The following is a 3,597-nucleotide window of genomic DNA, read 5'->3' as shown; positions in this document are numbered from 1 at the left end:
CGCCGATGATCGGGTTGTGCGGTGGCACCGAGAAGTTCTTGAAACTGAAGTCCGGCTGTGCGCCCAGCAGGCGGATCAGATTGTCGTGGGCGTCTGAATAGTTCCACGAGTGGCTGATGAACAAATGATAGGTTTGCATGGGGGGCCCTCGGTATCGCCAATGTGCGAAGAGGGTTTTGAATGTATGCAGTTGAATGGCCGAAACAAGGGCTTCGCGGTGAAAGAGAAGTGCCCTTCAAACAGGCGTGCGGACGCCCTACAGAAATATCTGATGTTTAAGTCGACGGGTTGTTTTGTAGGTTGTTTTGTAGGTGGTTACGAGCGGCCAGCCGTCCCGTTAATGTCGGGGCGGCTGGAGCGTCTGTTTAATAGCTGTTTTCAGGCAAGCTGGCGATGATCGACCGGTAGCTGTTCATCCGTTGCTGCTGCACGCGGCCATCTTCCAGGGCCTTGAGCAGGGCGCAGCCCGGTTCGCGGTCGTGTTTGCAGTCGCGGAAGCGGCAGGTGCCGAGCAGGTCGTTGAACTCGATGAAGCCGGCTTCGACGTCGGCACGGCTGACGTGACCCAGGCCGAACTCGCGGATACCCGGAGAGTCGATCAGCTCACCGCCACCGGGGAAGTGGAACAACCGCGCGGTGGTGGTGGTGTGGGTGCCCTGGCCCGACAGCTCGGACAGCGGGCCGACGCGGGTTTCGACTTCCGGCAACAGGCTGTTGACCAAAGATGATTTGCCGACACCGGACTGGCCGACGAACACACTGATGTGCCCGTCCAACAGTTTTTGAAGTTGTTCCATGCCGTTGCCGTGGTGCGCCGACACTTCCAGCACCGGGTARCCCAGCGTGCGGTARACYGCCAGCAAGGCATTCAGCGCCGGGGCGTTCTGCTCGTCGATCAGGTCGAATTTGTTCAGCAGCAACAACGGGCGGATACCCGCATGTTCCGCGGCAACCAGGTAGCGGTCGATCAGGTTGGCATGAGGCTCTGGCAGCGGTGCGAAGACGATGACGATCATGTCGACGTTGGCCGCCACCGGCTTGAGCTGTCCACGACTGTCCGGGCGGCAGAGCTCGGTTTTGCGCGGCAGTTGCGCCACGATCACGCCGATGCCCTGGTTGCCGGCACGCCATACGACCTGATCACCGGTCACCAGCGCCGGCAGGTTGGCGCGCAAGTGGCAGCGGAATACCTGGCCGGCCAGCTCGCCATCGAGGGCTTCGACTTCAACCTGTACACCGAAGTGCGCGATCACCAGGCCCGTCTGTTCCGGACCCAGGTCGCCACCCTCAAGTGCCTCGACAGCCGAGGACTCGCGTTTGGCGGCGCGGGCAGCGCGCTCGCCCTGAATCTTTTCGATGCGCCAGTTTTGACGACGATTGAGTTGGCGTTTGGCCATGGGTGTTCCGTATCGAGAATGCAGCGATTAGGTAAAACGGTCGCGAGTTTAGCACGCCCGGCCGTCTCCCTAGGCTAAACTGCGAACCTACGCCGAGGAGCCGACATATGCAGAACCCGCAGAACCTGATCTGGATCGACCTGGAAATGACCGGGCTGAACCCTGATACCGACGTCATCATCGAGATGGCCACCATCGTCACCGACAGTAATTTGAACACCTTGGCTGAAGGTCCGGTGATCGCCATTCATCACAGCGACGAGATCCTCGCCGGCATGGACGAGTGGAATACCCGTCAACACGGCGGCTCCGGACTGACCCAACGGGTTCGCGACAGCCGCATCAGCATGGCCGAAGCGGAAGCCCAGACCATCGCCTTCCTGGAGAAATGGGTGCCGAAGGGCAAGTCGCCGATCTGTGGCAACAGCATCTGCCAGGACCGTCGCTTCCTTTATACCCACATGAAGTCGCTGGAAAGCTATTTCCACTACCGCAACCTCGACGTGTCGACCCTCAAGGAGTTGGCCGCGCGTTGGGCACCGGATGTGCGCGACAGCTTCAAAAAGGGCAGCACCCACCTGGCCCTGGACGACATCCGCGAATCGATCGCCGAGCTGCAACACTACCGCAAGAATTTCATCAAGTTCTGATTGGGTGGCAACGAGGGTTTTTGTGGCGAGGGGGCTTGTCGGAACGCCGCACCGTCCCGCTCGGCTGCGTAGCAGTCGTAAAGTCAGCCGGCGTGGTCTATTTGAAGAGTTGCTCTCTCAGCAAATAGGGCCGCTCTGCGGCGCAGCGGGGCAAGCTCCCTCGACACAGGTACCCTTGCCCCCTTTTGGTGCCCTGACGATCTGAGTAGACTGCGCGCCTTCTCGTAAGGACCGCCACCATGTTGCTGATGCTCTACCTGATCGCCATTACTGCCGAAGCCATGACTGGCGCCCTTTCTGCGGGCCGTCGCGGCATGGACTGGTTTGGCGTGGTATTGATTGCATGCGTCACGGCGTTGGGCGGCGGTTCGGTGCGCGACGTGTTGCTTGGCCATTACCCGCTGACCTGGGTCAAACACCCGGAATACCTGGTGCTGACGTCGATCGCTGCGATGTTCACCGTCTTCGCTGCGCGCTGGATGCGCCATCTGCGCTCGCTGTTTCTGGTGCTCGACGCCGCGGGCCTGGTCGCGTTCACCCTGATCGGCTGCATGACCGCCCTGGAAATGGGCCACGGCATGCTGGTGGCCTCGGTCAGCGGCGTGATCACCGGGGTATTCGGTGGCATTCTGCGGGACATCTTCTGCAACGACATCCCGCTGATTTTCCGCCGCGAACTCTACGCCAGCGTCTCGTTTGCTGCGGCGTGGTGCTATTTATTCTGTATCTATCTGCAATTGCCGGGTGAACAGGCGATCCTGATCACGCTATTCGGCGGCTTCCTGCTGCGCTTGCTGGCGATCCGTTTCCACTGGGAAATGCCCAAGTTCGTTTATAACGACGAAGCCTGATTTACACGCAGTCCCTGTAGCAGCTGCCGAAGGCTGCGTTCGAGGCCGAAGGGCTCGCTTCGCAGTCGCGCCGAACGCAGTCTTCGGCAGCTACTACATAAGCCCGTGTTGTTTTAGCGCCCATTCGACATGCTCGCGCACCAGTTCCGACGGATAGTCCCGCCGTGCCTTCAACGCTTCCAGCACCGGAATGCTCGACGGCGCATTGCCCAGGCCGACCGCCAGATTGCGCAACCAACGCTCGTAACCGGCCCGACGCAACGGTGAACCTTCGGTGCTGCTGAGGAATTTTTCTTCGTCCCACATGAACAGTTCGGCCAGTTCGGCGTTGTCCAGGTTGTGCCGGGGTTTGAAGTCGCTTTCCCCGGAAGGTCGGGCGAAGCGGTTCCATGGGCAGACAATCTGGCAGTCATCGCAACCGAACACCCGATTGCCGATCAGCGGTCGTAAATCTTCAGGAATCGCGCTTTTCAGTTCGATGGTCAGGTACGAAATGCAGCGACGGGCGTCCAGCACATAGGGGCCGACGAAGGCATTGGTCGGGCAAATGTCCAGGCAGGCCGTGCAGCGACCGCAGTGCTCGGTGGCGTGGGGTGGGTCCACCGGCAGCGGCAGGTCGACGAACAGTTCGCTGAGGAAGAAGTAACTGCCGGCCTTGCGATTCAAGACCAGCGTGTTTTTGCCGATCCAGCCCAGGCC

4 protein-coding genes and 1 pseudogene are annotated in these 3,597 nt (G+C 60.4%); 2 read left to right on the top strand and 3 right to left on the bottom strand.

All coding sequences use genetic code 11. From position 1 onward, the window contains the following. A pseudogene (locus AC1DLB_RS24860) lies at nt 1-139 on the bottom strand (TIR domain-containing protein); the annotation flags it as partial. A gap of 226 nt (nt 140-365) precedes the next feature. Continuing rightward, nucleotides 366-1,397, bottom strand: coding sequence for a small ribosomal subunit biogenesis GTPase RsgA (gene rsgA / locus AC1DLB_RS24855; RefSeq protein ID WP_018928510.1), 1,032 nt, complete (start codon nt 1,395-1,397; stop codon nt 366-368). Nucleotides 1,398-1,504: 107 nt separating this feature from the next. Between rsgA and orn the strand changes: the two genes are divergently transcribed. Both orn and AC1DLB_RS24845 read left to right on the top strand, forming a co-directional pair. Then, nucleotides 1,505-2,047: an oligoribonuclease gene (gene orn / locus AC1DLB_RS24850; RefSeq protein WP_018928509.1), complete on the top strand. Its 543-nt coding sequence runs from the start codon at nt 1,505-1,507 to the stop codon at nt 2,045-2,047. Between the two features lie 239 nt (nt 2,048-2,286). Then, nucleotides 2,287-2,898, top strand: coding sequence for a trimeric intracellular cation channel family protein (locus tag AC1DLB_RS24845; protein ID WP_086944083.1), 612 nt, complete (start codon nt 2,287-2,289; stop codon nt 2,896-2,898). 93 nt (nt 2,899-2,991) lie between these two features. Here AC1DLB_RS24845 and queG read toward each other — a convergent pair. Then, nucleotides 2,992-3,597 (bottom strand): tRNA epoxyqueuosine(34) reductase QueG (gene queG / locus AC1DLB_RS24840; RefSeq protein WP_477785825.1); only part of this gene is annotated, 606 nt, incomplete at its 5' end.

This window comes from Pseudomonas sp. 05N434 (assembly GCF_056396965.1).
Note: the sequence above shows the minus strand (reverse complement) of the source record. Positions and strands in the feature narration are given on the sequence as shown.